This is a genomic window from Pseudomonas sp. ADAK18 (assembly GCF_012935695.1).
GTDB lineage: Bacteria > Pseudomonadota > Gammaproteobacteria > Pseudomonadales > Pseudomonadaceae > Aquipseudomonas.
In genome coordinates this window covers 1,784,398-1,810,780 of the sequence record NZ_CP052859.1, presented here as the reverse complement: position 1 = coordinate 1,810,780, position 26,383 = coordinate 1,784,398, and the positions used below count along the sequence as shown (strand labels likewise).

General features: G+C 55.2%; 28 protein-coding genes and 6 pseudogenes. 21 read left to right on the top strand and 13 right to left on the bottom strand.

The genetic code is table 11. The features are described 5' to 3' along the window. Nucleotides 1-47: 47 nt before the first annotated feature. Nucleotides 48-2,207 carry a TonB-dependent receptor gene (locus HKK55_RS08185; RefSeq protein ID WP_169354177.1) on the bottom strand — a complete coding sequence of 720 codons (2,160 nt, stop codon included), beginning with the start codon at nucleotides 2,205-2,207 and terminating at the stop codon, nucleotides 48-50. A gap of 248 nt (nucleotides 2,208-2,455) precedes the next feature. Between HKK55_RS08185 and HKK55_RS08180 the strand changes: the two genes are divergently transcribed. Genes HKK55_RS08180 through HKK55_RS29165 form a run of 3 tightly spaced genes read left to right on the top strand, consistent with a single transcriptional unit; the run spans nucleotide 2,456 to nucleotide 3,828 of the window. Next, nucleotides 2,456-2,617, top strand: coding sequence for a hypothetical protein (locus tag HKK55_RS08180; RefSeq protein ID WP_169354176.1), 162 nt, complete (start codon nucleotides 2,456-2,458; stop codon nucleotides 2,615-2,617). A 5-nt stretch (nucleotides 2,618-2,622) separates the two neighbouring features. Then, nucleotides 2,623-3,258: a helix-turn-helix domain-containing protein gene (locus HKK55_RS08175; protein ID WP_237151328.1), complete on the top strand. Its 636-nt coding sequence runs from the start codon at nucleotides 2,623-2,625 to the stop codon at nucleotides 3,256-3,258. Nucleotides 3,259-3,315: 57 nt separating this feature from the next. Beyond that, nucleotides 3,316-3,828 carry a hypothetical protein gene (locus HKK55_RS29165; RefSeq protein WP_178128874.1) on the top strand — a complete coding sequence of 171 codons (513 nt, stop codon included), beginning with the start codon at nucleotides 3,316-3,318 and terminating at the stop codon, nucleotides 3,826-3,828. Nucleotides 3,829-4,111: 283 nt separating this feature from the next. Here the strand turns inward: HKK55_RS29165 and HKK55_RS08165 are convergent, their stop codons facing one another. The 3 genes and pseudogenes from HKK55_RS08165 to HKK55_RS08155 all read right to left on the bottom strand — a co-directional run bounded on the left by HKK55_RS08165 (nucleotide 4,112) and on the right by HKK55_RS08155 (nucleotide 6,552). Next, nucleotides 4,112-4,930 carry a methyltransferase domain-containing protein gene (locus tag HKK55_RS08165; protein ID WP_169354174.1) on the bottom strand — a complete coding sequence of 273 codons (819 nt, stop codon included), beginning with the start codon at nucleotides 4,928-4,930 and terminating at the stop codon, nucleotides 4,112-4,114. 21 nt (nucleotides 4,931-4,951) lie between these two features. Then, nucleotides 4,952-5,290, bottom strand: coding sequence for a DUF1641 domain-containing protein (locus HKK55_RS08160; RefSeq protein WP_237151361.1), 339 nt, complete (start codon nucleotides 5,288-5,290; stop codon nucleotides 4,952-4,954). 71 nt (nucleotides 5,291-5,361) lie between these two features. Beyond that, nucleotides 5,362-6,552: pseudogene (locus HKK55_RS08155) on the bottom strand (FAD/NAD(P)-binding oxidoreductase). A 231-nt stretch (nucleotides 6,553-6,783) separates the two neighbouring features. On the opposite strand from HKK55_RS08155, the gene HKK55_RS08150 reads away from it, so the two are divergent. Further along, nucleotides 6,784-7,557, top strand: a complete 774-nt coding sequence (locus HKK55_RS08150) for an SDR family oxidoreductase (RefSeq protein ID WP_169354172.1) — start codon at nucleotides 6,784-6,786, stop codon at nucleotides 7,555-7,557. 44 nt (nucleotides 7,558-7,601) lie between these two features. Next, the gene (locus tag HKK55_RS08145) at nucleotides 7,602-8,507 is read left to right on the top strand and encodes a LysR family transcriptional regulator (protein WP_169354171.1); all 906 of its coding nucleotides are present in this window, start codon (nucleotides 7,602-7,604) and stop codon (nucleotides 8,505-8,507) included. Between the two features lie 31 nt (nucleotides 8,508-8,538). On the opposite strand, the gene HKK55_RS08140 is transcribed toward HKK55_RS08145, so the two are convergent. Beyond that, the gene (locus HKK55_RS08140) at nucleotides 8,539-8,919 is read right to left on the bottom strand and encodes a VOC family protein (RefSeq protein WP_169354170.1); all 381 of its coding nucleotides are present in this window, start codon (nucleotides 8,917-8,919) and stop codon (nucleotides 8,539-8,541) included. A gap of 441 nt (nucleotides 8,920-9,360) precedes the next feature. Between HKK55_RS08140 and HKK55_RS08135 the strand changes: the two genes are divergently transcribed. Further along, nucleotides 9,361-11,220 (top strand): calcium-binding protein, encoded by a 1,860-nt coding sequence (locus HKK55_RS08135; RefSeq protein ID WP_169354169.1) that lies wholly within the window; start codon nucleotides 9,361-9,363, stop codon nucleotides 11,218-11,220. A 111-nt stretch (nucleotides 11,221-11,331) separates the two neighbouring features. Here the strand turns inward: HKK55_RS08135 and HKK55_RS08130 are convergent, their stop codons facing one another. Then, a complete protein-coding gene (locus HKK55_RS08130) occupies nucleotides 11,332-11,565 on the bottom strand; it encodes a hypothetical protein (protein WP_169354168.1) in 234 nt (77 codons plus the stop codon). A gap of 681 nt (nucleotides 11,566-12,246) precedes the next feature. On the opposite strand from HKK55_RS08130, the gene HKK55_RS08125 reads away from it, so the two are divergent. The 4 genes from HKK55_RS08125 to HKK55_RS08110 all read left to right on the top strand — a co-directional run bounded on the left by HKK55_RS08125 (nucleotide 12,247) and on the right by HKK55_RS08110 (nucleotide 14,599). After that, on the top strand, nucleotides 12,247-12,942 hold the full coding sequence (locus tag HKK55_RS08125) for a nucleoside deaminase (protein ID WP_202020921.1): 696 nt from the start codon (nucleotides 12,247-12,249) through the stop codon (nucleotides 12,940-12,942). Between the two features lie 131 nt (nucleotides 12,943-13,073). Next, nucleotides 13,074-13,487, top strand: a complete 414-nt coding sequence (locus tag HKK55_RS08120; protein ID WP_237151327.1) for an SgcJ/EcaC family oxidoreductase — start codon at nucleotides 13,074-13,076, stop codon at nucleotides 13,485-13,487. Nucleotides 13,488-13,584: 97 nt separating this feature from the next. After that, on the top strand, nucleotides 13,585-14,031 hold the full coding sequence (locus tag HKK55_RS08115) for a hypothetical protein (RefSeq protein WP_169354166.1): 447 nt from the start codon (nucleotides 13,585-13,587) through the stop codon (nucleotides 14,029-14,031). A gap of 127 nt (nucleotides 14,032-14,158) precedes the next feature. Further along, nucleotides 14,159-14,599 carry a hypothetical protein gene (locus HKK55_RS08110; protein WP_169354165.1) on the top strand — a complete coding sequence of 147 codons (441 nt, stop codon included), beginning with the start codon at nucleotides 14,159-14,161 and terminating at the stop codon, nucleotides 14,597-14,599. A gap of 532 nt (nucleotides 14,600-15,131) precedes the next feature. On the opposite strand, the gene HKK55_RS08105 is transcribed toward HKK55_RS08110, so the two are convergent. Further along, nucleotides 15,132-15,770 carry an NAD(P)H-dependent oxidoreductase gene (locus HKK55_RS08105; RefSeq protein ID WP_169354164.1) on the bottom strand — a complete coding sequence of 213 codons (639 nt, stop codon included), beginning with the start codon at nucleotides 15,768-15,770 and terminating at the stop codon, nucleotides 15,132-15,134. A gap of 94 nt (nucleotides 15,771-15,864) precedes the next feature. On the opposite strand from HKK55_RS08105, the gene HKK55_RS08100 reads away from it, so the two are divergent. After that, complete coding sequence (locus tag HKK55_RS08100; RefSeq protein WP_237151326.1) at nucleotides 15,865-16,332, top strand: MerR family transcriptional regulator; 468 nt, start codon at nucleotides 15,865-15,867, stop codon at nucleotides 16,330-16,332. Between the two features lie 58 nt (nucleotides 16,333-16,390). Next, nucleotides 16,391-16,489: pseudogene (locus tag HKK55_RS29230) on the top strand (DUF159 family protein); the annotation flags it as partial. A gap of 115 nt (nucleotides 16,490-16,604) precedes the next feature. Here the strand turns inward: HKK55_RS29230 and HKK55_RS08095 are convergent. Next, nucleotides 16,605-16,799, bottom strand: a complete 195-nt coding sequence (locus HKK55_RS08095) for a hypothetical protein (protein WP_169354163.1) — start codon at nucleotides 16,797-16,799, stop codon at nucleotides 16,605-16,607. 210 nt (nucleotides 16,800-17,009) lie between these two features. Here HKK55_RS08095 and HKK55_RS08090 point away from each other — a divergent pair, with 210 nt between their 5' ends. The 3 genes and pseudogenes from HKK55_RS08090 to HKK55_RS29225 form a co-directional block, all read left to right on the top strand. After that, on the top strand, nucleotides 17,010-17,243 hold the full coding sequence (locus tag HKK55_RS08090; RefSeq protein WP_169354162.1) for a hypothetical protein: 234 nt from the start codon (nucleotides 17,010-17,012) through the stop codon (nucleotides 17,241-17,243). A gap of 11 nt (nucleotides 17,244-17,254) precedes the next feature. Further along, a complete protein-coding gene (locus HKK55_RS08085; RefSeq protein ID WP_169354161.1) occupies nucleotides 17,255-17,491 on the top strand; it encodes a DUF4224 domain-containing protein in 237 nt (78 codons plus the stop codon). Nucleotides 17,492-17,495: 4 nt separating this feature from the next. Then, a pseudogene (locus HKK55_RS29225) lies at nucleotides 17,496-17,909 on the top strand (integrase); the annotation flags it as partial. Here HKK55_RS29225 and HKK55_RS08080 read toward each other — a convergent pair. The 3 genes and pseudogenes from HKK55_RS08080 to HKK55_RS08070 form a co-directional block, all read right to left on the bottom strand. Beyond that, nucleotides 17,904-19,706: pseudogene (locus HKK55_RS08080) on the bottom strand (host specificity protein J); the annotation flags it as partial. The pseudogenes HKK55_RS29225 and HKK55_RS08080 sit on opposite strands and share 6 nt — an antisense overlap. Nucleotides 19,707-19,765: 59 nt before the next feature. Then, nucleotides 19,766-20,353: a tail assembly protein gene (locus tag HKK55_RS08075; RefSeq protein ID WP_169354160.1), complete on the bottom strand. Its 588-nt coding sequence runs from the start codon at nucleotides 20,351-20,353 to the stop codon at nucleotides 19,766-19,768. Between the two features lie 54 nt (nucleotides 20,354-20,407). Further along, a complete protein-coding gene (locus HKK55_RS08070) occupies nucleotides 20,408-20,752 on the bottom strand; it encodes a hypothetical protein (protein WP_169354159.1) in 345 nt (114 codons plus the stop codon). Nucleotides 20,753-20,893: 141 nt separating this feature from the next. On the opposite strand from HKK55_RS08070, the gene HKK55_RS08065 reads away from it, so the two are divergent. Then, complete coding sequence (locus HKK55_RS08065) at nucleotides 20,894-21,388, top strand: hypothetical protein (RefSeq protein ID WP_169354158.1); 495 nt, start codon at nucleotides 20,894-20,896, stop codon at nucleotides 21,386-21,388. A gap of 5 nt (nucleotides 21,389-21,393) precedes the next feature. Here the strand turns inward: HKK55_RS08065 and HKK55_RS08060 are convergent, their stop codons facing one another. Beyond that, entirely contained in the window at nucleotides 21,394-22,173 is a 780-nt protein-coding gene (locus HKK55_RS08060) for a C40 family peptidase (RefSeq protein WP_169354157.1), read from the bottom strand. A 33-nt stretch (nucleotides 22,174-22,206) separates the two neighbouring features. Here HKK55_RS08060 and HKK55_RS08055 point away from each other — a divergent pair. The 3 genes and pseudogenes from HKK55_RS08055 to HKK55_RS08045 all read left to right on the top strand — a co-directional run. Then, nucleotides 22,207-22,473, top strand: a pseudogene (locus tag HKK55_RS08055) (hypothetical protein); the annotation flags it as partial. Further along, entirely contained in the window at nucleotides 22,470-22,661 is a 192-nt protein-coding gene (locus tag HKK55_RS08050) for a hypothetical protein (protein ID WP_169354156.1), read from the top strand. The pseudogene HKK55_RS08055 and the gene HKK55_RS08050, both read left to right, overlap by 4 nt. Then, complete coding sequence (locus HKK55_RS08045; protein WP_169354155.1) at nucleotides 22,658-22,855, top strand: hypothetical protein; 198 nt, start codon at nucleotides 22,658-22,660, stop codon at nucleotides 22,853-22,855. Before HKK55_RS08050 ends, HKK55_RS08045 begins: the two co-directional genes overlap by 4 nt. On the opposite strand, the gene ykgO is transcribed toward HKK55_RS08045, so the two are convergent. Then, entirely contained in the window at nucleotides 22,856-23,011 is a 156-nt protein-coding gene (gene ykgO / locus HKK55_RS08040) for a type B 50S ribosomal protein L36 (protein ID WP_169354154.1), read from the bottom strand. A gap of 123 nt (nucleotides 23,012-23,134) precedes the next feature. On the opposite strand from ykgO, the pseudogene HKK55_RS08035 reads away from it, so the two are divergent. Beyond that, a pseudogene (locus HKK55_RS08035) lies at nucleotides 23,135-23,656 on the top strand (hypothetical protein); the annotation flags it as partial. Nucleotides 23,657-23,990: 334 nt separating this feature from the next. After that, on the top strand, nucleotides 23,991-26,141 hold the full coding sequence (locus HKK55_RS08030) for a hypothetical protein (protein ID WP_169354153.1): 2,151 nt from the start codon (nucleotides 23,991-23,993) through the stop codon (nucleotides 26,139-26,141). The last annotated feature ends 242 nt before the right edge of the window (nucleotides 26,142-26,383 follow it).

The following is a 26,383-nucleotide window of genomic DNA, read 5'->3' as shown; positions in this document are numbered from 1 at the left end:
GAAATTTCCATTTCTTTGGGCCAGCAGTTTCCTCGATGCCCGTCAGATTAACGCAAACTCCAGGAAACGCCTGCATAAACACCCCGGCCATCACCGGGCGTAGAGCGTGCGACATCCTGGCCCTTATCGTCATAACCAGGCGTGACCGTATTCGCGTAGCGCTTGTTGGTGAGGTTACGCAGGTCCACCCAGGCTTGCCAGTCTTGCTTGGGCGCGTCGTAGCCAACCGTTGCGCCCAGTAGCGTGTAGGCCGTCGCGTAATAGGAGTTGGCATAGTCCACCGCCACGCGTGAGGAATGCTCGCCATTTAAGCTGGTGTAAAAGCCGGTGGGATGGCTGTAGCGCAGTTGTGCCTGATAGTAATGCTTGGGGATACCGGGCAATGCGTTGTCGCCAAAACGGTCGTCATTCCGGTAGTGGAAATCGCTGTAGGTGTAGGCCTGTCGCAGGTCGAGTTTGCCGGTGTTGCCGCCATCCCACAGCGGGCTGATCAAGCTCAATTCAACGCCCTGATGCACGGTGGGGCTGGCGTTGGATTCGGCGATCACCGCTGATGAGGCAGAGGTTGCTACCATTTCCACAGCGAGCAACTCGTGCCGCACCTCGGAACGGTACAGCGCCAAGTCCCACTGCCCGAGCCACGCCTCACCACGCCCCCCCACTTCCAGGGTGGTTGCGGTCTGGTTCTTCAACTTCACGCCTTCACGTTGCAAGCCACTGGCCGGACCGCTGCCAGCCGGGAAGAACTTGTTCGAGCCCCAGATCATCGACCACGCATGCGGTGGCTCGACCGAACGACTCAAGTTGCCGTACACCTGCAGCTGCGGGTTGAAGTCATAGCGCAAGCCAACGCGGAGGGCATAGTCCCAATCGTGCTGGCTCACAGGAGCATGGGTCTGGGGATACGTGACCTCGGTTTCCCGGCGGGTATAGATCGCCGCAATCCCGGTGGTCAGCCAAAGGTCCGGGATCAGCTCAAGGTCGTTGCCGATATGCAGCACGCTGTCGGAGCCCAGGTAGCTGTAGTCGCGAGTCTTGGTGCCAGGGGCATAACCTGCCGTATTGCCGGCAGGCACCCGCACGTATTCCGACGCGCCATTGTTGGGCAGCGCCTGGGTGGTACGCAGGCCGAGGGTGGTCTTGCTGTCATGGCCGAACAGGGTGTCTTGGCGGATGTAGTTCAAGGTGCCGCTGATATCGGTATAGGCCACCTTGAGGCGGTTAGTCCCCTCCCTCAGGTCCATGGGATAGTCGTGATACACCAGACCAGCCTCGATCCTTGAATTGTCATCCAGTTGCAGGGTGGTCTTGTTGGCGATCCAGGTCGAGCCGGGCTGCAGGCGTTTCGAGTCACGGGTCACGTTGAGCGCGTTGGCTGCTCGCGGGTCGTGGCTGATCTGGTCGCGCGTCAGTTTGCCGGGCGAGTCGTTTGCGGTTTCCCGGTAGCGGAAATAGAAGCGTGTTTCCAGGTCGGGATTGAACCGGTAGCCAAAGTTGGCCGCCACGCCCTTGCCACTGCCCGAGCTGTGATCCTGGAAACCGTCATATTCGGAGTCGGTCAGGCTGATGTAATAGTCGGCATCCCCCAACACCTGTCCGGAACTGATCTCCCGCTGGCCGTAGCCATGGCTACCGACCTCGTAGCGCACTTGCAACTTGGGCGCGTCGTAACCGGTATGGGTGACGTAATTGACGGCGCCGCCCAGGGCCAAAGCCCCTTGGTCAAAACCGTTGGCGCCCCGCAGCACCTCAACCCGGCTGAGCCACAACGGGTCCTTGAGCTCGTAGGGTGTACCGCCGGGACCGGTGAGTGGCAGCCCATCGAAGGTCTCGTATAACCCGGAAGCATGGGCACCCGGGCCCCGGTTGATGCCCGAACCACGAATGGAAAGCTTCACGCCCTCATTGTTTGCCGCCTTGGCGTAGACACCCGCCTGGTACTTGAACACGTCTTCGTTAGTGCTTACCCGCCCCTGTTTGACGCTGTTGAGGTCGATGTAGTTGGTACCACCCGGAACGCTTTTGAGTTGGGCCTGGGCCACCTCCTGCGCGCTGATCTCGGCGCTGGACACCTCCACCGGGGCAAGCTCGAGCGTATTGGGCTCCTCGGCCTGGGCCAGTTGGCTGAAGGTCAGCGCGGCGCCAAAACCAAGCACGGGCCAGGTCCTGCGGGCAGAAAAAGCAAACGGGGGTTGTCGCAGGTGCATGGAGCAAATCCTTGGAATTCAGTGTTGCGAGGGCTACGCCCGGCACGAGATCAGTCATGGGAAGAACCAGAAACCCGACGGGTCACGCCCGGTGATAGAGCCGGACGTGTCGTACAGCACTGTCAGACCGGCCCGCTCCCACTAAGTCCAAAATCGAATTAACAAATGCAAACTCAGTATTTATCGAAATAAGTCCTACACAGTAATGTGAAGCCACTGAGTCGCCACTGTCACAAGAGATCTACCCCATGCACACACCGACCAACGTCATCGATTTCACCCTTCACCGCAAACGGCGCCAGGCACGTGCGGCGGCCGAGCTGATGTGGACGATGTATGCGGCCCGGGCCGGGCTGGCGGTGTTTGCAACACAGACGACGAACCCGTCCAGCGACACGCGTCGGGCGTGACGCCCATGAATTTCCTGCACACGATTCCCGAACTGCCAGAGCCCACTCTCAACACCAAGGACTGCAGCAGCGACGATGACGCCATTGGGCAACAGGTCGCGCAGAATTTGCAGCGCCTGCGCAGCAAGCGCCACCTGTCGCTGGATGCCTTGGCGCGGGCGTGTGGCGTGAGCCGGGCGATGTTGGCGCAGATTGAATCCGGGCGTAGCGTGCCGTCGATCAAAGTCCTGTGCAAAATTGCCAAGGGTTTGAAGGTCTCGGTGGCCGCCTTTCTGGAAAATCGTGCGTTTGAAGGGGTTGAACTGCTGCCGGCGCAACAGAGCAAGCGCCTGGTGAGTGCCAGCGGCGCTTTCGTCAGCCGGGCGCTGTTCCCATACGATATGGCGCGTCAGTCAGAGTTCTATGAAATACGCCTGAGCGCCCTCGGCGAGGAGATTTCCGAAGGCCATGGACCGGGAATCCAGGAAAACCTGGTGGTGGCCCAGGGCGTGCTGGAAGTCAGTGTCAACGAGGAGCGGTATCTGCTGTCCACCGGCGACTCCATTCTGTTTTACGCCGACCAGCCCCACCGCTATCGAAACCCTGCCGACAGCGAAGCGCTGGCGTTCCTGGTGATCACCTACCCCGAACGACTGGACTGAATGCAAAAAAGCCCCGGCGCGCAAACGCCGGGGCTTTTTCATTGCCGCCTTCAGCAGGTGCAGCACATCATCGGCATGCCGTTGCAGCTCATCATCATCGGCATGGCGCAGTCGTTCATCATCTTCATCATCAGCATGCAGCAGTTGTTCATCATGTCCATGCTCATACCCGGCATCGGCATCATTTTGCAGGTCATGCAATCCGCTTCCATCTTGCATTCCATGACGCACTTCATCATCGGCATCGGCATGCCCATTGGCATCATCATCGGCATGCTCATGCTGTTCATCATTGCCATGGCGTCTTCGGACATGCACATCATGGACAGGTTGGCGCACTGCATCATCATCGGCATGCCGCAGTTGAGCATCATCGCCATCATCTCGGCGTTGTTCTTGAACATGGCCATGTCCATGCCGGCCGCCGGCTTCATGGTGCACATCATGGCATCGCCAGTCATCTCGCACTTCATGGTTGCCATCATCATCGGCATGCCCATCATCGGCATCATCGGCATCGCGTTGTTCATAGGCATCTGCATGGCATTCATCATGTTCGAAACTCCGTAATCGACAGGAAGGGACAAATTCTGGGGCCGATTCTAGGGATGCCAGGCAACGGCACAAGGCGCTGGCCGAGCAGCAGGAACGGGTGCTGCATCAGGGTTTATCGGAGCACAACGCCCGTTAATTCCGCGATAACGTTCAAAAATAAGCTATTACGTACCAACCTTCTGTTTTCGATTCAGAATCAACGCTATGGATATTCGATCCAGGAATACCCACCAATCAGAAGGAAATAAACGATCTAACCGGGGGTGAAAATAGTGAATAGCCAACACTCTGGAACACCTCAGACACGCGCCACGATAAAGGTGCGTTTGAAGGGAAATAACGTGCGTCCGTCCAGCTCCGGTGGATACTCCTCGTGCACGCGCTTGAGGTATTCGCTCAGAAAACGCTTCCTCTCCTGATCATCCAGTGTCAGTAGCACCGGGCGCAGCGCCGACACCTTTACCCAGTCAAATATCGGTGATTGCCCGTCAACTACCTGTAGATGCTCGGTCTCCCATATATCCAGGTCCTGGGTCAGCGGTGCCAACAAACGGTAATAGCAATCCAGCGAGAGTACTGGCCGCTCAGCCATGGAACGACGCAGCGCCTCGGTGCCCAGGGGCGTGCCGCCAACACCCGCATGCTCCAGGGTTTCCAGCATCAGTCGATACCAATGGGCTTCCCGCCAGTTGGGCATATGGGCGGCCAGGCATCCGCCAGGTTTGAGCTGACTCAACAGCCGTGGCATCAGTTGCTCATGCCCGTTGATAAAATGCAGAACAGCTGCTGCCAGCAACAAGTCAGCCGGTTGTTCAGCATGCCACTCCTGCAGATTGCGCCGTTGCCACAGTGCCCGAATGGGAAGGTAGGTGGCCTCGGCGAGCATTTCAGCAGAGCTGTCGACCCCGATCAGTTCCGCATTGGGCCAGCGCTTGGCCAATAGATGAGTAGCAATGCCTGTGCCGCAGCCCAAGTCGTAGATCAGTTGTGGGTTCTCGACCGTGATGTGGTCAAGCAATTCAATCACCGGGCGCTCGCGTAACTGGGCGAACTTGAGGTACGTCGACGGATCCCATTGCGTACTCGCCGAACTTGCCGGTAGGGGTTTCACGATCATGAGGTTGACCTCCAGGTCGTCTTACAGTTGTCTTCCAATGACATTCAATGTTCGCAGTACCAAGCCGACGCCTCGCCGGGTATCGGGCTCGCGTAGTAACGTCAGCAGACCATAGAGACTGTGGGGTTCTACCTGGGCCTGGGTTTGTGCCTTGGCCATGCGCAAGGCATTGCCCAGCTCCCAACTGACAGACGTAGCCTGATCGAACAGGCCTGCCAGTTTTTCAACCATCGCCACGTCGACTAGATCAATCGCGTGGGAGGTCACCGAAATCAGATCTACCACGTTGTCCAGCCGACCACTGTTGACCAGAGGCTGCAGCTTGTTCAGCAAAGCTTGTAGTGCAATGTCGTTGTCCATTAACGCTGTTGGATCACAGCTACCTTTAGGGGTTGATTCTTCCATTTCGGCATACTCCTCCTGATGTCAGGTCAAAGCATTCCGCGTGCAACGGCCCAATAAAGGCCGCGATTGAAGCCTGCGCGTAATAGACCACCGAGTTTGTTGGGGGGTGTGGGTAATACATCATGTGTGTAGTCATACCAGAGCGGCATGCCTGCATTGAGGCCCATTTGCGCGACCGCCTGGACACGCCCGTCGTACACCGCATCTGCCGAGCCGTGGCGGATTTGACCGGCAATGTTGTTGGCAATCACAGGCGCCTAGTTATGGCATGCCCCACCGGCTTTGCTCACGGGCAAATCAACGGTGTCACCGATGACGTAGACATTCTCCAGGCCATACACCTGAAGCGTTTCGTGATGGGTTGGCAACCAGCCTTCGTTGTCTTGGGCTTGTGATACGCCTGACTCGAGAACGGCATCGACGGCCCGGATCGGCGGAGTCGCCATCAGGATGTCGAAGGGCTGGGCCTCGCCTTCTGCGGAGTAGGCGATACGTTGATCCGGGTCGACTGATCTCAAAGTAAAGCCGCGCTGAAAACGAATGCCGCGCTGTTCAAAAAGGCTGGGCAAAACCTCTCCCGTGGCCCGCTGCATGAACAGGCAATTGCGCATCAGCTGTGCCGTACTGGGATAGGTGTAGATAATTTCGACCTTGTCACGCACGCCCCGTCGACGCAAAAAATCATCGAGCATCAACGTGGTTTCCACCGGGGCGATGCCACATTGATGGGGCACATTGGGTGTTTGCGGGAACGACACCGTAATAAAAATCCGCCCCTGCTTGATCGTGCTCAGGCGTTGCGCCAATTGCCGCGCAGGTTCGTATTGATAAAAATGGTCACCGGCCTCCTTCAGCCCTTCAATTCGCTCCGGTGCAGGCACACACCCTGTGGCAATCACCAGGATGTCGTATTCGTACCGTCTCCCGCTTCGGGTGCGCAGGGTTTGTCCGGCGAAGTCAAAGCCTGTGACCTCGTCAACCGTGAAGTCGATTTCAGGCCGTAGCAGCGAGCGCTCCGAGCGCTTCAACTCGTCCTGAAAAAACAAGTTGAAGGCTACGTACATAAACGCAGGCTTGTAGAAATGATCTGGACTGTTGGATATCAGGCTGATCTGCACTTCACCCCGAAGGATTTCCGGGTACAACTTGGTGACCAGTTGGTTAGCCAGCATCGTGCCGCCTACCCCGCCTCCGACCAAGATGATGCGTGTTTTCACCTTTCCTGCCTCCGTGCAGATAAAAACTCCCTACAAAGAACTTAGTCAAGAAATGGGGGGTAGCTAGACGGATAGGCGATAAGGGGAGCGCTCCTAACTTCCACCGTTTAAACATTGCCCAACTGCGGATTGGTCAGAAATAGCGAACAGTCTATCCAGCCACCGCAGGCTTATCTTTAAACCGGCGCTCTCTAGACTGTGGTTCACCTCATCCCAGCCAGGAGTCACCTCATGACAGACCACTCGATCAAAGGCAAAGTCGTTCTCATTGCAGGCGGCGCCAAGAACCTGGGCGGCTTGATCGCCCGCGACCTCGCGCAGCAGGGCGCCAAAGCCCTGGTGATTCACTACAACAGCGCAGCAAGCAAGAGCGACGCCGACGCAACCGTCGCGACCATCAAGGCCCTGGGCGCCGAGGCGGTGGCCCTGCAGGCGGACCTCACTTCGGCCGGTGCAGTCGAGAAGCTGTTTTCCGACGCCGTTGCGGCGGTCGGCAAGCCAGATATCGCCATCAATACCGTCGGCAAAGTCCTGAAAAAACCGATGTCCGAAATCAGCGAGAACGAATACGACGACATGATGGCCGTCAACGCCAAGACGGCCTTTTTCTTCATCAAGGAAGCCGGTAAACACCTCAACGACCATGGCAAGATTTGCTCCATTGTCACTTCCCTACTCGGCGCCTATACGCCGTTTTATGCGGCCTATGCAGGCGGCAAAGCCCCCGTCGAACACTTCACGCGGGCGGCCTCCAAGGAGCTTGGCGAGCGCGGGATTTCGGTGACAGCGGTGGGCCCAGGGCCGATGGATACACCTTTCTTCTATCCGGCAGAAGGCGCTGATGCTGTCAGCTACCATAAAACCGCCGCCGCTCTGTCATCGTTCTCCCAGACAGGCCTTACCGACATCCACGACGTCATTCCGTTTATTCGCCACCTGGTCAGTGATGGCTGGTGGATTACCGGTCAGACTATCCTGATCAACGGTGGCTACACGACCAAATAAATCGTGGCCTGAAATGGCGATGCAACGGGATGAGTGCCAAAGGCATGGATAAAATTGAACAGTACCGTGTCTTCGTCCAGGTCGCCGAGCGGGAGAGCTTCATCAAGGCTGCCCGAGCGCTCAAGCTGCCTCGAGCCTCGGTCTCGGCGGCTGTCCAGCAATTGGAAGCCACCATTGGCACTCGGCTGTTGCATCGCACCACACGTAACGTTTGCCTGACCGCCGACGGCGCACAGCTACTTGAGCGGGCGCGACAGGTGTTGATCGATATCGAGGCCCTCGATCAGCTGTTTCAGCCTGTTGAAAACCAGGTAACAGGGCGACTCAATGTCGACGTGCCTAGCCGCATCGCCCGTCGCTTGATGGTCCCTGCCCTACCTGACTTCCTCACCGATCATCCCGGACTCCAACTGGCCCTGGGCTCAACAGACCGGGCCATCGACCTGATTCATGAAGGCGTTGATTGTGTCATCCGCTTCGGTACGCCGCACAACAGCAGCCTGGTGGTAAAGCCACTGGGACGCGCGGTGCTGATCAACTGTGCCAGCCCGGGATACCTCGCCAAATACGGCATTCCAAAGCATCCCGATGACCTGGTTAAAGGTCATATGAGTGTTGGCTACACCTCTGGCATTTCAGGCCATGAGTTGGCTTGGGAGTACCTGCGCGAGGGTGTTGAGCAAACTCGACAGTTGCCCAGCAATATCGTGGTCAATAATGCAGAAAACTACATCGCTTGCTGCTGCGCAGGACTTGGGTTGATCCAGGTTCCGCTGTTTGATGTGCAGCACTTGATCGATTCAGGCGAGTTAGTGGAAGTCATGCCCAAGTACCGTCCAGCGCCTATGGCGGTGTCGGTGCTGTATCCGGACCGTCGCCAGCGTTCGCTGCGCTTGAGTGTGTTTATCGAGTGGTTTGCGGGGCTGATTTCACCGTACCTTGAGCGGTGAACTTGAAGCGTGCGCTCCCGTCCTTATGGCATCAACCTTCAGCTCGGTTAATGACCACTTCAATCGGATACCCATCGGGATCGATGAGAAAGGCCGCGTAATAGTGAGCGCCATAATGTGAACGCAAACCTGGTGCACCATTATCAACGCCCCCAGCACTGAGAGCCCTTGAGTGAAACGCGTCAACTGCGGCTCTTGACTGGGCAGCAAAGGCCAAGTGGAAGCCAGGCCCAGGAGCTATTGCGGCCGGGCGTAGTTTCAAACAAAGCTTATCTTTCCCGTCCTCGGTGCCGTAGCCGATTGCCATCTCATCCTCAAAAACCCTGCGAAAACCGAGCGCCTCCAAAGCCGCATCGTAAAACCGTGCGGACGTGTTCAGGTCTTTCACGCCAAGTGACAGGTGGTGAAACATGGATGCGATCCTCTAAGTGGAGTCAGCATAGAGCTATGCGGACTATCAAAAATGATTTCAGTGGAGGACCTCTTATCTCGTGCACGTCAGCTTAGATCAAGTTAGATCAAGTTAGATCAAGAGTAAGTTTCTCAACGTAGCTGGACCTGTCATTTCCCGTACTTCAAGCACACGAACGCATTATCAAAGGTAAAAAATCCAGCTTTTCCACCGCGACGAACGGTCACCAAAAGCGGTCTTCGGCGGGTCTTTTTAGTACGATCGTACTTACTTATACGTTAATGTTGCCTGGCTTCCTTCGTAGTCAAAGCCGATGTCGGTGATTGGGAGCAACCTGAATCAAACGCACAAAAATAACTTCAATGCACGTTTGTTTAGCCCGACGTATCAGCCTCCACCGTCGACCATCGGTGTTGATCGTTGGGTCCAAGGAGAACGTAAATGGCTATGTTCGATTACAAGGGGCAAGACGCCCGTGTCCTGATTTCAGATGCCTGGAACCTCGCCACCTATACCAGTGGTGTAGCCACCGTAGGCGCCCTCTACAACATCCCGGGGCTGGTCCTGGGAGAGGGCAACACCTTCGCGCTGCCCAAGGGCTGGCGTGAGATCGGTGCCAGCGAACTGAACGTTGATAACAGCCACACCGACCTCACTGGAAGCTTCAAGGGTGAGAACGTATTTGGCTCCCAGGCCAGGGTCTTCGGCCAATACGACGACAGCGGTCAACTGCTGAAAATGGGCTTTTCCATCGCCGGCACCAACTCCCCGATCGATCTGCTGGGCTGGCCGGCGATGATCGACAACTCCTACATCCACGGCTACGACTACCTGCTCGACTCGATCAAGGACTACGCCACCGGCCACAACCTGAGCGGCAAGGATGTACTCGTAACCGGCTACAGCCAGGGCGGCTCGGTGACCAACAGCATGTTCCTGGGCAAAGACACGCTGGCAGACGGTTTTTTCAAGGATTCGGACTACTTCGGCATGGAGTCGCCCAAATCCAGCAACAGTGAGGGGATCTTCAACTTCGGCTTCGAGAACGATGTGGTGCACCGCCTTATAGGCCAGGAAACCAACTTGGGCAGCGCCATCATCGACGCGCTGAAAGGCAGCGATGCGAGCTACACCTCGACCACCGACAACATCGTGCTGTTCGACACGATCTACGCCTTGCCCACCTGGCCCAACGGCCCGTTCTCCATCGCCAACCTGACCGGCTGGGCCGCGCACCTCGAAGGGATTTTTATCAATCCTATCCAGCGCATAAGCCAATCGACGTTCTATGACCACATCGAGCGTGACAGCACCGTTATCATCAGCAACCTCGACCCGATCAGCCGCAGTTTCACCTGGGTCAGCGACAAACAGACCGCCACCTCCAATCACTTCGGCACACCGGCCTTCCTGCTGGGCACCGACAGTGCAGACAAGCTGCAGGACGGTCGCAGCGATGACTTCCTCGACGGGTTCAGCGGCAACGACAGCTTCCGGGTGAGCACCGGCACCGACATCGTCGCTGGCGGCGACGGCAATGACAAAGTGTTCCTCAAGGGCGCAGCCTCCTCCTACGAAGCCGTAAAACTGAGCGATGGCACCCTGTTTCTCAACGACACCAACGGCCAGTACGGCCTTAAAGAACTGCATGGCGTTGAGCATGTCGAGTTCGAAACCAGCCTGGCCAACGCCCTTGGTCAACTGCCCATTATCGGCGGGATCTTCAGCGGTATCGGGCAGGCTCTGACGCCCGCCTACACCGTGACCAGTGGCAAGCTGGACTTCGAAGGCTTGTTCGGCGCCGATAAAGCCTACGCCAAAGCCTATGAAGGCACTCAACTGGCCGACACCCTCAAAGGCACCGCCGCACGGGACCTGATATTCGGCCAGGGCGGCAATGATCGGCTCGAAGGTGGCGCCGGCAACGACCTGCTGCATGGCGGCGATGGCAACGACACGCTGCTCGGCGGCACTGGCAACGATGCCCTGTATGGCGGCAGCGGCAACGACATCCTGATCGGCGGCCAAGGCAACGACCAACTGAGCGGTGGCGTGGGCAGCGACCTGTTTGTGTTCGATCAGCCAGGGTTCGGCCATGACCGGATCAGCGACTTCAACATCCATCAGAACGGGCACGATCTGCTGGTGTTCTCCAAGTCACTGTTTGCCTCAACCGACGCCGTCCTCGGCGCCACCACTCAGAACGGCAGTGACAGCGTGATCCTGGCGGGCAACAGCAGTGTCACCCTGGTAGGTTTCAGCGCGGCACAACTGAGTGCGGATATGATCAGCCTGGTTTGAAGCTGGCTTGCCCATCTCGCCTTGAAATAGGGGAAAACTGAAGGCAAAAAAAATCCCGTAGAGTCTCTGACTCTCCGGGATTTTCTTGCTCACGGTCCTGTCCAATCAGCATCACTTCACAAGGATCGCCTGTTGCGCATTGATCGAAGGTATATCGACCCGTTGCCTGTTGTCCGCAAGCCAATCTCTCATCTTGACCACATCGAAAATCTGGCCCTGTTCAATGAGGTCCAAAACAAACGATCGGGAAATTCGGTAATGCCCACACTCAGCGCAAATGCGCTCTGCAAAGTCCTCAGACGCTTCGATCCTTTCAGCGCTTCCAGCGCAAACCAGGCAACTCATGCTCCCCTCCTTAGGTATGCACAGTCAGTCGAATCGCTTTAGTTGTGACTGATAGGTAATTGACCCCTCCCAGAGCAGTACGGTTCATCTTTTTTCAGCCCTCCGACCGCTTCAAGGCAGCTCATCCAGTCGGCAACGTGGTGTCGCTATCAGCTTTCGAGCGTGCCTCAGATCGCGTAGATGGGCTGATCACCAACCCGGGGGCAAGAGACACAGCACCCTGGGCAGTCATGTGCTGATGGATCCCAGAGCACGGAAACTCGCAGCATTGGTCTACGTGGCGCTTTAAAAAATCAACCTGAGCCGGTGACACGTGTGTTATCGGCTCAGTGTTAACCCGCCGCTACCGGCGATACTCCTGGCCGCCACGATCCCCATCGTAGCCACGACCATGATCACGTCCATGCCCACCATCATGCCAATAAGGCCAGCACCCACCGAGTAGCAATGCGGCTGACAACACAAAGATCCAAACCGTTGTTCGTTTCATTTGAGTCTCTCCGGCCAGGCGAAGCCTGACCCTGTATCCGTTTGATCGCCCACAACTGGAGAGGTTCAAGCACCGCTTTTGCCTTCGCCAGCTTCGTTGTGTGTATTCCAAAAGTGCGCATTCTCCTCAGTCAAGGTGACGAAGCCGGTGCCAGCTAGCTGCTACGCTGTTCACTCCACAGAGGAGCACCGATGCAGAACGCTGACCTACTCCCTTGCGGGCTGTCCAAGCTCAACGAATCCATGGACACGTCAGCGATTTGGCCATTACAGAAAAGCCAACCACGTCAAAATAAAACAGAAGGGATTTGTATGATAAACAGAAGAGTATTTACCTACGGACTGGGTGCACTCCCCTTCATTTACTCCGCAATGTCCTCGTCGAAAAACATATCAGAACCCTCAAAAGCACCCAATATTTCAGAGGAAGAAAAATCAAAGCACAAAAAGTTTATGAGGGTTGCGATTGAGCAAGCGAAAAACAATAAAACCTATCCCTTCGGGGCGGTAATTGTGAACGAAGAAACAGGGGAGATTATGGCTGAAGGCGTGAATTCTGGAGCGATGAACCCAATCAACCACGGAGAGATCGTTGTCATTAATAGCTTTGTTGATAAACATGGCAGCAGTGGCTTCAGGAATATGACTCTGTATACAACTGGCGAGCCATGCTCTATGTGCATGAGCGCGATTGCATGGTGCGGTATACCCAGAGTCGTCTGGGCGAGCTCTATAGAAAAAATCAGGGCATCGGGGATCGGACAGATTAGTATCAGCGCAGTGGAAGTTGCGGAGAAAGCCAAAGAATTTTACCAACCTGAGGCTTTGATAGGTGGAATTCTTGCAAGTGAGTCTGACACGTTATTCGATCAACGACACAAGAGCTGACCCTATGGTTCGCCAAGCTTCTACTGTCACTGCTCACGATGGCTATGGCCGACTCCGGAAAGCGTGAACACCCCGCCAGCACCACCACGGCCAGGCACCGTAGTAATCCAACAGGCATACGGATGACCAAAATGAAAAGACCTGAAGATGCGCCCGGTGCGCTCCAAGCCGCTTGGAACGGCCACGACATGGCTGCTCTCGGCGATCTGTTCGATCAAGACGCGACGTTCGTGAATCGTTTCGGACACTATGTCCGGGGTATTGAAGAGATCGTGGCGCTCCACGTTCCCATTCACGAAACGATCTACCGCGACTCTACGCTCCAGAACGAACTGATCGATATTGCTCATGTTGCTGACGGGGTGGCCGTCATCCATTTCTGGAGTCGCCTGGCAGCCGGCGCAGCCCACCCGGCCGGACCACACGTGGTGGATACGCTGATTCTCGCGGTGCTGACGAAACAGGACGGGGCCTGGCGCATTCGAGCGCTTGAGAATGTAACCCTGACAAACCCGCGGACCGGTGAGGCAATCTTGCGCGACTAGCGAACTGCCTGGCTGTCATGAGTTCACCCTGACACTTGAAATAATGGCCAATTGCCGGTATTGGTGGCGGCTTTCAAAAGTAAGGAAGCTCATCCTCATGTCTTTTGCCAAAGCCAGTTCACTCATTGCATGCCTATTGGGTGCTTCAACACTCGTCGGATGCGCCGTAGGCCCCCAAGCCACGTGGACCGACCTGGGTCCTGGCGGGATCGCTGCCAAGCGTGGCTATATCGCCTGTTATACCGATGCCAACATCATTGACGGTCGGCGAGCAGAGGGTACTTTGTGCGCGTCCCCCTCATCCGGCTTCTTGAGTGACGGTGAACCAACAGTGGTCGCTCGGATGAACTACGGGCAGAAATACACGCTGGAGCTCAGCAAGACGTTATCGGGGTTTGCCCTGCCATTTGGTGACAAAACGGGAATCCTGAAATGCGACCCTATGAAGACTGAACCCAGCAAGACAATGCCTGAAAGCTTTTGCACACTCACTGTCAACGGCCAGAAATTAGTCAGCGCTAAAATCATCTTTGACGGCGCTTGATATCAGGTGTGCCGCACTTACCTGCGGCAAACCTACTGTGCCCTGAGCGCACTTACGCGCAAATACTGCTCTTAAGTTCCACCGGGGCAAATACATTGCCCGCCCTGCTAGCCAAAGGATGATGGCCATGAAGGCTTTCCTGCAAATCGTAGTTGTATTCTCTGCTGCCATACTCACGGCAGCCTGCCAAAGTGGACCTCCACCCCCGCCAACAACCGAAGTCCCCGTGCAAAAAATCGTTCTAGACAAATGGGTTCAGGTTCGCCTTTGCATCGTTGGAAGCAACACCATTGATGGAAAATTCATCAACAGTAAGCTGTGCGCGCAGACGCAGAAGTATGAGCTATTCGGTGGCCCAGTGATCAAGTTAGCCGGTCAGCACGGATACGTTGGTTCTCCTTCACCGCAGGAGGCAATCAAAGGTTTTTCTGCTATGGATGACGGCATCACATACACACTCAACTGTGAGCAGCTACCCAAGGTCAGTGCCGAAACTGGTGACTCCTTCCACTGTGTATTCAATGGCAACAAACGCCCCTTGATCAAGGTAGATATCACATACCCGTAGCCGCCTGGTATCCAATCCTGCGCTAGGATTTAGCGCGTTCAAAAGCACTAGCAAACAAGAGATCACCAAGCACATTTATAGAAGGGTCGGAGCGTCCGCAAACCGTCCCTGCCTTTTGCATCACATCCAGACTCAAAACCCAGACACGAAAAAGCCCCGACTAATCGAGGCTTTTCGTTAAATTTGGCGGGAAACCAGGGATTCGAACCCTGGGAACGCTATTAACGTTCGCCGGTTTTCAAGACTGCGGCCTTAGCTGTGTAAATCAACAACTTGGCCATTTAATTTCCGCAAATTAGCATTGGCTGATGCCCTGCAAGCCGCGTAGAACAAGGGGCCGAGATCAGGTTGCGGAAACGATTTCACCCTTCCCCGGCGTCCTGCCGACCGAAAATAATCCGCTCTACGCATGATGGTTATATGACTTTGAATAGTTTTCACCCAGCCATACGGGCATCCTGCGCGCCATCGATTATGAGCGCGATAGTGCCACCCCACTATTGCTGCAGTGTGGGGCGGCTGCACTTTCTCCCTAGTCGATTTCGGTTACGAAATTTTCGCGAGACCGCCGTACTTTTTTCAGATTTACCAGCCAGTCAGACTCTGCTGCCCGATAACCCAGGGGCAAGAGCACCACACTGCGCAGATGCCTGGCTCCCAGTCCCAGAATGTCATCGACAGCCGATGAGTCGAAACCTTCCATGGGCGTCGCGTCAACTTGCTCGGATGCTGCGGCGATTAAAGCCGAGCCCAGACCAATATAGGCTTGCCGCGCAGCGGCTTGATAATTGGCCTCCTGTCCGCGCTCGGCGACTATGCCTAGGAGCATTTGACGGTAATCTTCCCAACCCTGGTTGACAGTAGCTCGTACAGTATTGGTCAGGTCAAACATCATGTCGACACGCTCAGGTGTGATGTCATCCCAGGCGGCGAACACCAGTAAATGAGAGCAGTCGGTAATCTGGGACTGATTCGAGCTGACCGCCTTAATCTTTTCGCGAATTTGCGGGTTAGTCACCACCAGCAATTCAAATGGCTGGAGCCCGCTCGACGTCGCCGTCAGTCGTACCGCCTCCAGAATTTGCTCCAGCTTTTCAGCGGGTACTGTCTTGGACGAATCGTAACTTTTCGTCGCATAACGCCAATTCAGCAACTCGGTTATTTTGCTCATTCTTCATATTCCACGTAGGTCAACGGTCTTTATCCAGCCCAATCCGATTACCTTCCGGATTACGCTCCGGCTTATACTGCGGATTAAAGTCAACTTGAAGGTCAAGCAAAAAATGAAGATAGGCGAGATTGCGCGACGTACAGGACTTGCTGCTTCAGCAATACGGTACTACGAGGAGCAAGGTCTGCTGGACGCCCCTACGCGCGACATGAACAACTATCGCTATTACAGCGAATCCACCATTAAACGCTTGGAAGTCGTGATCCATGCGCAAAGACTGGGATTTTCGCTCGACACCATTCGTAGCCTTTTCCTTCATGACGGGAGCTGCTCAAAAGCCCTCACTCTGGAACAGATCAATGTACGTCTGGAGGAGATAGAGCAAATCGAAACCACGCTAAAAGTGCAGCGTGAGGAGTTGTTGATGCTGCAACAAATCCTCGAAGAAAGCCTTCGGACTGGCATCGCACCTGGATTGGCTTGCCCACGTAGCGCCGAGCGATTACGGCCTGATCGAACCGTAGTCATGCGAAGCAAGCACATGCTGGTTACCAACAAGTAAGGATCTGGAAGAGGCTCTGAAGCTGTAAACCGCAACACACGGCTTATGGTAGACATATGCGCCTGTCTTGGTCCAAGAATGGCTGGACCCGGCCACGCCCAAGGAACGTGCCGAGCAGATGGTGTTGCACCAGGGAGAGCCGGCCAAGGCCTTCGAGTCGATGCCCTCTACGAACAGATCGACGTAGAGCGACAGAAAGAGAACGGGCGCCGGTCAGCATAATCCCACCTCACCACCTTCTGCCGCCCAGCGCGGCAAGCAGCGCCGCGCCTCTATGCCAGTTTTGTGTGCTGAAAGGAGACATAAGCAATCTGCGCATCCAAAAGTTCTACATGCAAAGCAGCAAACCGCTCAAGGTCGGCGACTCTCCAAGGCTCAGGGTTGATCCGTAGATACTCAGCAAGGTTCTTCGACGAAACTTCGACCCTATTACCCAGATCAGCAACCTCTTTCCAGTAGTAAGACATGTTCCCCCCCTTAGAGACATAGAGATTTGGCTACCTAGAACCTCTCGCCGACGGCGATAGGAGTTGCTAGGCACGAAATACAAAATCATATGGATTCGGTTTTGCATCGTCTTTAGGAACTGTCCGGAAACAGTTCTGGCTGATTGGCCAGACAGAAATACGCCCCTTCTCTTTATTAATATCTGCCGCCCAGCTCGGCAAGGACACCTCATGTACGCAACGAAACTCACCCTGATCCTCTTGGGCGCTTTGCTGTACCTGCTTGCCACTCTGTGCTGGTTCCTTTGGCTCGGTCCTGAACTGGTCGGTACCGGCAGCGTGGTCGCCCTGATCGGCGCCTTCGGTGGCACCTGCACCTGGCTTCTGGTCACCTTTGGCCTGGCCATCCACATCATCAAGACAGCGCGGCCTGCTGCGGGCTCTTTCGAAAAGCCAGAGGCATAGAGGTACACATTATGGAAATGCAAAGCGAAACGCTTACTGACGACGAGTTGACGGCGATCACTGGCTACATGATCCCCTCTTGCCAAATTGGCTGGCTCAACAAAAACGGATGGAGGTACGTTCTGACCAGGGCCAGACGGCCTGTGGTGGGTCGAATATATGCCCGCATGAAACTGGCAGGCGTCAAACCATCAGCAGAAAACGTCGCGGCCGAAGCCTGGTCACTGGACTTGTCACGGGTAGGATAAAAAGATGCGAGCGAAAAAGGCGGCAAACAGGGACTTGCCGCCGCGAATGATTCGGCGGGTACGCACGCTGAAAGGCGGTAAAGGGTGGGTTGGGTACTACTACGACGGGAGGAATGAGGATGGGAAGCGGGTGAAAATCCCGCTCGGGGGTGACTTGGATATCGCCAAGGCTGAATGGGCAAAGCTCGACTGCAAGCCGGTACCGAAGAAAAACGCCCTGCTGGGCCAGGTATTTGACCGGTACGAGCGGGAAATCATCCCCGGTAAAGCGCCGAAGACACAGAGCGATAACCTGCTGAGCCTGAAGCAACTGCGCAAAGCCTTCAGCGATGCACCCATTGATGCGGTAACACCGCAAATCATTGCGCAATACCGAGACGGCCGGACCGCCAAGGTGAGAGCCAACCGGGAGATAGCTGAAGTCGCTCAGCTTGATCGCACTCTCAAGCGCCGGCGTCTGGCTATACCAGAGTTCCGTCCGCTGGGTGTCCTCCGCACCTGGTGGAAAGCCCCACTGAATGCCAATGCCGTAGACCAGGCTGGTGGTGGTCAGAGACGACACCGCCGGCGGAAGGCCGGTTTTGCCTTCGAGGTTGGTCAGGTTTGAGCTTTTCCAGATCGACGAGATTTCGAACGCACTTACAGAACGAACTCGGGCCATGTAGGCGCCCGAGTAAATCCCCGTGATATCCACACTGGTCGAGCCCGTGCGCTGCACCTTGATCCAGTTGCCGCTGTCCTTGCGCCACTCCACGTCATAGGCGACAGCACCGTTCACAGCGGGCCACGAAATGTTCATGGTGCTGATGGCGATGCCCTGATTGATGGCGTAGTTCGACGACAGCGTAACGCTGGCCGGCGGCGGAACGATGGTGACCGGAATCACGCTGATTGGGCGCTCTTCCAGGCGGGCACCGGTGTCGATGTGCGCGAACTTGCTCGGGTCGTACTGCACGGCCGATATCTCGAACACGCCAGGCTCTGGCCGGGAAACGCTGGTCACCCGGTACAACGGAATGGCCAGGTCGTCAGCATCCAGTGCCCACACCAGCTCGCGCTCAGGCGCGACGGAATAGGCAGTGGTCACGGTGATCTGGCGGCGGCTGACCAGTTGAACGGTACGCCCCTCGCACTTGCCGTCAGGCAGGTTGAGAATCAGGCGATCACCGGGCTTGGCCTGGGTGTCGCGATCCAGGGTGATGACCTTGCCGTTCACCGCCGAGATGCGCCCGCCCACAGGCCGGCCTGCGATAAGTTCGTCAGCGACAGGGATCACGTAGCCAGGCAGCGGTATACGCCCGTCCAAGCCGACCTTAAACGTAATGGCCCGATCCTTGGAGTTGGTGAGCAACGCCCACTTGCCGCGGCGCTGGGCCTCAGACTCACGCGTGCAGCCGATCGCGCTGATTTCCAGCGGGTTATCGCCATAGCGCCGCTGAAGCTTGGCATCCGTCACCGCAGTGACGTCCGTGTCGTAGTTGTTCGCCGGGTTGTCGTAGCTGATCAGGGCGCGGGTATAGCGAGTGCGCTCCGATGCGCTGGAATACCGCAACTTCGCGTCGATCACCTCAGTGAAGCCAGCGATCTGCATGGTGTCGGAAATTTTGTTGTTGTTCTGGTTGACCGTCAGCCGAGTGACGCGGAGCAGCCAGCCTGTTGTCGCCTTGGGTAGATTGATCCGCCGTGTGCGTTCATAGGTGCTGGTAGTCTTGCCGTCGACGGCCTCATTCAGCACTTCCTGGTAGGTGCCGCCGTCGGTGGCTACTTCAACCTTGTACTGGATCCGGTAGCCGTTGATGTTGCCGCCAGCATCAATGGACTGAAGCATCGGCCAGGCAAAGCGCAGGCGCACAGCCGAAAGCTGGATATTGCTGACCGCACGAACCCACGGCGTGCCGCTCCGCAACTCGGTGCTGATGCTTGTCTCGTTCTCAACCGACGGAATACCCTGGATGTAGGTCTGATCCACGGCACCGGTGCGCCACTCCCACTTCACGTTCGGGAAGTTCATGTTGCCCTGTGGGTCTTGCAGCGGGGTGTTGTCGAGATAGATATCGCGCGCGGTGGGCGTACCTTCAAACTCGCCCTCTCCCACGGCGATCAGCATCTTGGCGATAGCAACAGAGCGCAGACTGTCCGGAGCCTCGGTTGGCGTTTTTGGCTTCTCTTCGCCACCCTTGGCGCCGCTGATATCGATCTTGTTGTCGTCGCCCATCTTTTCCTCCAGGCAATAAAAAACCGCCTCATGGGCGGCTGCGGTGCGTCAGCTTTTTGCTACATCTGGTCTTCGGCGTAGATCGCGGCGCTGATGATCGCCCCGCCCACCCGCCGCTTGCCGTAGCACAGCGGGACCGGGTTGCCTGAGGCGGTGGTGTTCTTGGCGCTGCCGAAGGCGTAACCGGGCGTGTTCTCGGGCGCAGCGCTGGTCTTGAGGCCACCAGCCTGGGGACTGAGCATCTGGATTACGCCGCCGGCGACGAGGCCGATGCCTGCCGGAGCCAGATACGGGGCAGTCACCGGGAATACGTATGAAATAGCGAGCAGAACTACACCAACAATCGTCTGGAGGATTCCCGCGCGCTTGCTACCAGTAATCACTGGGGCAATGCGAATCTCGCCTTCTCCGCCAAAAGAGAGTTCGCCCTCTCCAATATTCTTTTTCCCCCTGAACACAGCGAACTCAATGCCTCTAGACTTCGCATTCGACAAGAAGCGCTCGAAGCCAGGAACCTGCACACAAAGAGCCTTGATTGCCTCTGCCGTAGTTCTTACCGACAGCCTGAAAGAGCGGCCGAACTGTCGTAGCTGACCGAAGAGAAGGATGGTGGTGAGTGGCTGATATTCGATTGCGAGTGCTGCCATGGTTTTCTCCGGGCATGAAAAAGCCGCCCGGAGGCGGCTCGATGTGGTTATTCGTTAAAGGCAGTCACGAACTGCCTTTTCAATGGCTGATCGGCCGTAACCGGGCGCCCAGGACAACCGCTGATAAAGTGCGACGCTGCTGCCTTTCAGTGACCGGTTTACCTCAAGAAGCTCCTCAGCCGTCGAGTCGGTTGCGACGATGAGCCTGTAACCACTTGCCGTTTCAGTCATCGTGGCGCCCGATCGAGCATCCTGCCATTTCGGCATGACGCAAAGTGCGTATTGCTTCGGTTCTTTACTCGAAGACGCGCTGATGGTCGCCTTTCCCGACTTCAGGTCGCCAGGTGTTGTGCAGCCCGCCAGCATCACCACCGCTACCGCCGCTATCAAAATCCGCATGTCGTTCCCTCTTTGGTTTGGCGGGACTCTAGCACTGGAGACCACCAAGTGAAATAAAGTCGAAAACAATTCGATCTCAACAGATGATAAAAAGATAGCCGTTAGCTATCATCCTACCTTTGATTATATTGGGGCGATAGCATGAGCGGTTCAAACTGGGTTGCGGCTGCATCTGTTATATTCACTTCACTTACAGCAGGCTATGCAACTTACGAAAACAACAACACCAACAAGGAACTAGAAAAACTCAAGCAAGAAAATTCGTTAACAGTAGAAAAATTCAAACTAGATCAGCTCTTAGAAATGGAAAAAATAAAGTCCACTCAAGAAAGAGAGGCTTTTCTCCAAGATAAGACATTTGAAGTTAGAGCCCAGTACTGCAACGACGCAAAAGTATTACACAAGCAACTAGGAGATCTAATTATAACGTCCAACGATAGAAATCTTGAAGTGAAGGCCGCAGCGCTAACATTAAAATCAAAAGTAACCATGCAGGCTTTCGCATACATAGATGACGGAATTTACAAAAATTACACTAACCAGACCAAAAACTCTAGTGAACCAGATGACAATGCCTTGGTTGCAGCCCTCGCAACGCAAGTTAGAAGATGCGCAACGATGAAGCCAAGTAGCTAATAACATCAGCCAGGGTTTAGTCGTAAGCCTGGTATTGCATCTTTGTGCCTGAGAATCATGCGTGTCCGGTCATGCCAAGGCCCACCGAAAATAATGATCTCGCTCGGCCGGCCGTATAGATGGTGTAGTAGGAAAGGGCCTGGGCCGAATGTAGCGGTATCTTCGCCAGGTAGTGCCGGATCGGCACCCAGGTAGATCCCTGCATGGTTCGGGTGAACCGTCCGACCGACCTGCATAACGATCAGATCGCCACGCTCCGGCCGGTCGACGCGAACGAAGCCGGCGGCCTCGTAGTTCGCCTCGTACAGGCTGATGTTCTCTGCACTCTCCCACCAGCCATCGGTGCGCTGGAAGGCCTCGAACTCCAGCCCCCACTCGCGATGATACCACTCGGCGCATATCGCCCAACAGTCCCACACCCCATGAACAAACGTGCGCTTCAGCAGCGGTGTGCTACAGGTCGGCGTGATCGTCCTGAGGTCGCCTTCGGGCCACGACAGAATGTGCCAGGGCAAGGCCGTGACCTCGCACATGGCCAGGTCCCGAGGCGAGGGCCGGCTGGTTGCGTCCGGGTGTGAATGCACAATGCCGATCACCTCGCCCAGGTCTTCCGCCGCGGCGTAGTCCTCGGGATCAAGCCGGAACTCTTCGTTCGGCTCCGTGGAAATGTTCCTGCACGGGAAGTACTGCTGCTTGCGACCGATAGCCAGGACCAGGCCGCAACACTCTTTCGGGTACTGGGCCGCCGCATGCGCCTGAATCGCGCTCAAGATGTGTTTGCGCATGATCAGCTCCGGGCAATGAGGGACACAGCTGGGAAGCCGCAGGGTGTGACAGTGGCTCAGCTCGCATTGGCGGCTGACGAGTACGTGAACAATCGCCTGGCTGACTGCAAGGTTGGCACTCCCGCGCTGGGCTGGCTGTTGATCGCCAACAACAGCGGCCGCGCCGACAAAACCGCTACTGCCGAGCTGCTGGGCGCCACTGACCACCCACGGGGCAAGCTTTGGGAAATCGCCGAGGGTCTTCTTTGCCCACTGACCCAAGACGCTCTGATCGCCCAGGCAGAGGACAACGAACTGTGAGCCCATACGTTGAGATCGATAAAGCGCTGTTTGCGCTTGAGGATCCAGACAAGCCCCTGCTGGACGAGATCCTGACTGAGGGATTAATCGTCCGCCACTTCACCTCGGGCACCATCAACGCCGAAGAATTCCATTGGTATAGCGCACGCCTCCTGGATGTCAGCCGGCGGCGTAAGGAGACTCCATGAGTACCGCACCGGTTAAATTCCTGATCGATGAACAGCTCGAAGACATCAGCGCTCACAATCTTCGCGAGGCCTACAGCCTGGCCGAACGTCGCGGCTTCTTCGGGGCACCAGTTGAGCAATACGCAGAGCCTGGCTACGGCGGTCGAGTGCTCCAGGTCCTGCGCTACCGGGTTCAACAGCAGGATCAGAGCTGATCAACCTTTGCCCTTGTTCTTGTTCTTCGCGCTGCCCTGCCGAGCCTTGAATCGCGGATTGGATTTGCAGATCACGTAGATCCGTCCCCGACGCATAACGATCTGGCAGTCACGGTGACGGTTTTTCGCTTCTTTGAGTGAGGACAGCACTTTCATCGATGAGGCTCCTTGCGTTGAGCTGATATGTAATAACGTATCTTAAATACGAATAAGAACGTTTATCAACTTTTATTTCCCCTACCCCTTTCGACGCTGCGTGTATCGCGGCAAGGATTCCTCATGTCGACGAACATGCAGATCTGGGAAAAGGTCAGCACGACCGATACCCGCTACACCAAAGCTGCCGAGGTTGGCGGCCAGAAGATCACCAGCCTGAACGGTACGGCGATGATCATGAAGGCCACGGAGGTTTTCGGTCCCGTCGGGATCGGGTTCGGCTGGTCGGTCATGGAAGAGCGCTTCGACGAAGGCTCTGAAATGGTTAGCGGCGAAGGCGACAAACGCTTGGTGCTGGGCCGCGAACTGAACCACACCATCAAGATTCGCTTCTGGTTCGAACTCGACGGAAAGCGCGGTGAGATCGAGCAGTACGGCTGCACTCGCTACCTCTACAAATCGAAGTACGGCACGACAACAGACGGCGAGGCGCCGAAGAAGTCGCTGACCGATGCCATCAAGAAATCGCTGTCGATGCTTGGTTTCAGCGCCGACGTGTTCCTGGGAATGTTTGACGACGTGGAGTACGTCAACCAACTGAAGGACGAAGAGCTGATCGAACACGCCGAAGACCAGGAAGCCGAGAAGGCTCCCGGATGAATTTGTTGTTCCGAAGACTACTTTCACCCCAAACAAAAACGCTATCGCCGAAAAGCTCAAGGAAATCCGCGAGCACAACATAGCCGTTCGTAAACGTATTGCCGCAGGCGAAGAAGTAGGGCATGAGCTGATCGAAGAGCTTGCCTGGGCACGCCTCGAGCGCGGCGACAGCTCGATCCGGATCAAGTGAGGACGCCATAGTCAACACCCATCCCAGCCTGGTCGGATAGTAAGAATAAGATTAGTTTATCAGTTGCATACAGGACTAACTAAATCTTCGCCAAAGGGCGATTTTCACCACTAAAAAGGAGTAATAAAAATGGAAGTAATTTCAAGTGAAAATACAGTGTTCGGGCCAGGCGGCTACGTCCGGCAATTCGTTTCGATTAAGGATGTCTTCGAAGTCAGCGGTGAGGCAGCAGGCGAACAAGCACTACTTAGCTCATATCACTCCGATCACCGCATTGGTGGAGGCACACTGGTATGGGCACCTGAAGTATTGAAGACCAGCCACGATGGATTTCGAGTTTTCAGCCCCACCGTACCCACTACATCACTTTCAACCTCTCAGTCGTCGATTCTCGACTACATGACAGGCTCCGGCGAGATCGATTCTCAGGGTTCAGGTTGCTGGCTTCGGCTGCTCGAAGGTACGATCGAATTGGAGTATGGGGGTGTCACAGAAGGTACCGATTGCGGCCTGCTTGTCCAGAGGATTATGGATGCATGTGTACCGTCAGGAACATCAGTAAATTGTACTATTTCATTGACCGTAGGCTCGCCACTAACAATTCCTGAATATAGGACTAATCCACCCGCATCCCTCGACTTTAACCGATCTCGGGTTCATATTCGGCACCTAATATGTATTCAGACATCGGGGGTTGCCGTCTCAATTGGTAGCTGCACAGCACGACTCACTATTGACTGGATGCAAGGCGCAGGCTTTAGTGGCCACCCATTGGTAGGCATACAAATCTCCGGAATGGGCGGGAATATTATTGACGTAGGGCAAATTGGAGGCTTTCAAAACAACGTCGAATTTAACAACTCCTACTCAAACGTCGTAAACATGGGATGGTGTGATAACGCCATTCGAGGCATTGTATTCATCAACAGCAATGCTAACAAATTAAACGGCGGGCATATTGGTGGTCGATATAGTGACGGAACCATACCAACTGACCCAACCACTTGTGAGGTCGGAGTGTATGTTAACCCAACAAGTTCGAACAACATGATTTATTCAACCATTGAATACTGCAGGCGCTCCGAGATTTCAGTAGGACTGCGTGATAGTGGCTTTGCAACTGTCTATAGAGGCTACATAGAGTCATGCACTGGCTGGAACATCTATGCTGACGGGAAGGATGCCGAAATCAATGTTCTCGCAGGAGGCACCACAACTAGAACCGATGGAGCGGGCTTTTACGCAGGCCCCGAGAATACAATTAATTTTGCGACACAGGTCGATTACTACAACGAGCTACCCAGAGGGGATAATACTAGCCTCACCTTTCTATCACTACAGGCGATAGCCTCCGCTGGCACTGGTAAAGTCAATGGAAAACGTGGTATGGAAACGATCACGCGAAATTATCAATCAGCTACAAACCTTTTACTAGACAGCAGTGATTTCATTTCTGACAGCTGGAATAAAGGAGGTACATCCGGTGCAAGCTGGTCGGGAATAGCAACACCATCTGATTCAGCGATGCCTGACTCGGGATATGAGAATTCAACTCAGATTATCTTCCCGGCATTGCCTTCTGAAAAGGCGATTTATCGGGCGTCCCAAGGGCCAATTACAATGATTAATGGCCCAATCAGCTTCGGATGCTTTGTATTGTGTGTGTCTGGTGATATCGAAATAATGCTTCGCGTTGTAAACAGCACCGGCAGCGTGCAGCACCGACATGTTACTAGGCTGAAACCATCTGCGAATTTTCAAAAAATCGGCAGCGAATTGACCTACACCGGCGCATCAGATTCAAATTCAACTTTTGAAATTACTTTTCGAAGTTCCATTGGTGCGACGATTTATGTCACCAACTGCTACTTCCAAAACCGTGTAGGTGTAAAGTTTCCACCTGCCAACGGGAATACTCTAAGAAACGTTCTTTCCGGAGAGGATGTAGGCGGAAACACCTTCCATAACGGAGCGACAATTAATGGCATTTTCCGAACGGATTATCGAGTAACTTCCAAAGCAATAAGACTGGACAAAAAGAGGATGCAGTACTCTATGGAAGTACTGACAGGTGATGGATACAACGTGCTACTTGAACCTGGGCGTGACGGTCAAGAAATTATCTTTAAAAGGGACTCATCAGTTGGTGTGGTAGGAGTAATCCCTCTGGGAGCGACAATAGAAGGCTCGCTAGAGCCTATTCCGCTTTCTACAGCCTGGCAAACCTTGCGTTTGAAGTACATTCAAACGCCAGCATTTACAGGTTGGATTAGGGTTTAATAGATTTAAATGCCTCGAAAGATCGAGGCATTTCTAAATAATTAACGCAGTGCTTTTTATTCGCATCTCTGCTGATTCCGCCAAAGTAGATCAAAGGTAAGCAGATCGCCGATCTTAACTTGACTCACCGTCCAGAAAACTGGAGAGCCTAGCCAAGACCAGTTCAGTAGGACAAGCATATCCAGGGGCATCACTTCATGCGCCGCATAGCCCGCACCCAGCAACGCAAACGTCAAACCTGG

Bases quoted from the DNA above. Each gene is read 5' to 3' on its own strand.
- HKK55_RS08185 (WP_169354177.1), bottom strand. From the start codon at position 2,207: ATGCACCTGCGACAACCCCCGTTTGCTTTTTCTGCCCGCAGGACCTGG.
- HKK55_RS08180 (WP_169354176.1), top strand. From the start codon at position 2,456: ATGCACACACCGACCAACGTCATCGATTTCACCCTTCACCGCAAACGG.
- HKK55_RS08175 (WP_237151328.1), top strand. From the start codon at position 2,623: ATGAATTTCCTGCACACGATTCCCGAACTGCCAGAGCCCACTCTCAAC.
- HKK55_RS08165 (WP_169354174.1), bottom strand. From the start codon at position 4,930: ATGATCGTGAAACCCCTACCGGCAAGTTCGGCGAGTACGCAATGGGAT.
- HKK55_RS08160 (WP_237151361.1), bottom strand. From the start codon at position 5,290: ATGGACAACGACATTGCACTACAAGCTTTGCTGAACAAGCTGCAGCCT.
- HKK55_RS08150 (WP_169354172.1), top strand. From the start codon at position 6,784: ATGACAGACCACTCGATCAAAGGCAAAGTCGTTCTCATTGCAGGCGGC.
- HKK55_RS08145 (WP_169354171.1), top strand. From the start codon at position 7,602: ATGGATAAAATTGAACAGTACCGTGTCTTCGTCCAGGTCGCCGAGCGG.
- HKK55_RS08140 (WP_169354170.1), bottom strand. From the start codon at position 8,919: ATGTTTCACCACCTGTCACTTGGCGTGAAAGACCTGAACACGTCCGCA.
- HKK55_RS08135 (WP_169354169.1), top strand. From the start codon at position 9,361: ATGGCTATGTTCGATTACAAGGGGCAAGACGCCCGTGTCCTGATTTCA.
- HKK55_RS08130 (WP_169354168.1), bottom strand. From the start codon at position 11,565: ATGAGTTGCCTGGTTTGCGCTGGAAGCGCTGAAAGGATCGAAGCGTCT.
- HKK55_RS08125 (WP_202020921.1), top strand. From the start codon at position 12,247: ATGCAGAACGCTGACCTACTCCCTTGCGGGCTGTCCAAGCTCAACGAA.
- HKK55_RS08120 (WP_237151327.1), top strand. From the start codon at position 13,074: ATGAAAAGACCTGAAGATGCGCCCGGTGCGCTCCAAGCCGCTTGGAAC.
- HKK55_RS08115 (WP_169354166.1), top strand. From the start codon at position 13,585: ATGTCTTTTGCCAAAGCCAGTTCACTCATTGCATGCCTATTGGGTGCT.
- HKK55_RS08110 (WP_169354165.1), top strand. From the start codon at position 14,159: ATGAAGGCTTTCCTGCAAATCGTAGTTGTATTCTCTGCTGCCATACTC.
- HKK55_RS08105 (WP_169354164.1), bottom strand. From the start codon at position 15,770: ATGAGCAAAATAACCGAGTTGCTGAATTGGCGTTATGCGACGAAAAGT.
- HKK55_RS08095 (WP_169354163.1), bottom strand. From the start codon at position 16,799: ATGTCTTACTACTGGAAAGAGGTTGCTGATCTGGGTAATAGGGTCGAA.
- HKK55_RS08090 (WP_169354162.1), top strand. From the start codon at position 17,010: ATGTACGCAACGAAACTCACCCTGATCCTCTTGGGCGCTTTGCTGTAC.
- HKK55_RS08085 (WP_169354161.1), top strand. From the start codon at position 17,255: ATGGAAATGCAAAGCGAAACGCTTACTGACGACGAGTTGACGGCGATC.
- HKK55_RS08075 (WP_169354160.1), bottom strand. From the start codon at position 20,353: ATGGCAGCACTCGCAATCGAATATCAGCCACTCACCACCATCCTTCTC.
- HKK55_RS08070 (WP_169354159.1), bottom strand. From the start codon at position 20,752: ATGCGGATTTTGATAGCGGCGGTAGCGGTGGTGATGCTGGCGGGCTGC.
- HKK55_RS08065 (WP_169354158.1), top strand. From the start codon at position 20,894: ATGAGCGGTTCAAACTGGGTTGCGGCTGCATCTGTTATATTCACTTCA.
- HKK55_RS08060 (WP_169354157.1), bottom strand. From the start codon at position 22,173: ATGCGCAAACACATCTTGAGCGCGATTCAGGCGCATGCGGCGGCCCAG.
- HKK55_RS08045 (WP_169354155.1), top strand. From the start codon at position 22,658: ATGAGTACCGCACCGGTTAAATTCCTGATCGATGAACAGCTCGAAGAC.
- ykgO (WP_169354154.1), bottom strand. From the start codon at position 23,011: ATGAAAGTGCTGTCCTCACTCAAAGAAGCGAAAAACCGTCACCGTGAC.
- HKK55_RS08030 (WP_169354153.1), top strand. From the start codon at position 23,991: ATGGAAGTAATTTCAAGTGAAAATACAGTGTTCGGGCCAGGCGGCTAC.